This is a genomic window from Frankia sp. AgKG'84/4 (genome assembly GCF_023242965.2).
Classification (GTDB): domain Bacteria; phylum Actinomycetota; class Actinomycetes; order Frankiales; family Frankiaceae; genus Frankia.
Window position 1 is genome coordinate 1 of sequence record NZ_JALKFU020000834.1, and the last position, 993, is coordinate 993.

1 protein-coding gene is annotated in these 993 nt (G+C 76.0%); it reads right to left on the minus strand.

Annotated features, from left to right (window positions below):
• On the minus strand, window positions 1-908 hold a 908-nt coding region (dapF, locus tag MXD58_RS25530), incomplete at its 3' end, for a diaminopimelate epimerase (protein WP_250610234.1).
• Window positions 909-993 lie beyond the last annotated feature (85 nt).

Consider the following 993-nt stretch of genomic DNA (forward strand, 5'->3'; position numbering starts at 1 on the left):
GCCCCGGCGGCGTCCGCCACCGCCGGCCGGCTCGGCGCCGCGAACGCGCCAGGCCGCGTCACTCCGTCGAAGACCAGCTCGGCTGGTCCCCGCAGAAGCACGCTGTCGGTCCGCCAGATCACCACGAGGCCACCGCCGGGCACGTCGACCTCGACCTCGACCTCGGGCAGGGACGCGGACGGCCGCCGGCCGTGACGGTGCGCCCAGGCCACCGCGACGGCACACGCCCCCGTGCCGCAGGAGGCCGTCTCCCCGACCCCGCGCTCGTGGACCCGCATCGCCACGCCGCCCGGCCGGTCCACCACGATCTCGACATTCACGCCGTCGGGGAAGTCGACCGGGGAGAACTCCGGCGGGGCGGTGACGTCGAGCCGGCGCAGCCCGGCGATGTCCAGATCATCGGCGAAACACACCGCGTGGGGATTGCCCATCGACACGGCGGCGGCGGTGAAGGAACGCCCGGCCACCGCGACCGGCACACCGGGGCCGGCGACGAGCCGCGGCGGGCCCATCTCGACCGTCACGTCTCCCCGTCCCGCCGGCACGTCGACGACCCGCAGGCCGGCGCGGGTGGCGATGGGGAACCGGCCGGGCGCCGCATAGCCGGCCTGGACCAGGTAGCGGGCGAACACCCGGGCGCCGTTGCCGCACATCTCGGCGGGCGAACCGTCGGCGTTGCGGTAGTCCATGAACCAGCGGGCCGCGTCCGCCATGGCGGCGGCCTCGGGGGCGACCGCCGCGAGCACCACCCGCAGCACCCCGTCGGCGCCGATGCCGAAGCGGCGGTCGCACAGCCCGCGGACCAGGTCCGCGGTCAGGTCGAGATCGCCGTCCGGGTCGGGCAGCACGACGAAGTCGTTGCCGGTGCCGTGGCCCTTGACGAAACGCAGCTCCTGGTCTTCCCGCACCCGGCCATCGTACGGGCGCACCGCGCCGCCGGCCCAGCCCCCGCGGCCGGCCGCGCGGCAGCATCATCCGAACGGCTATGTCGGA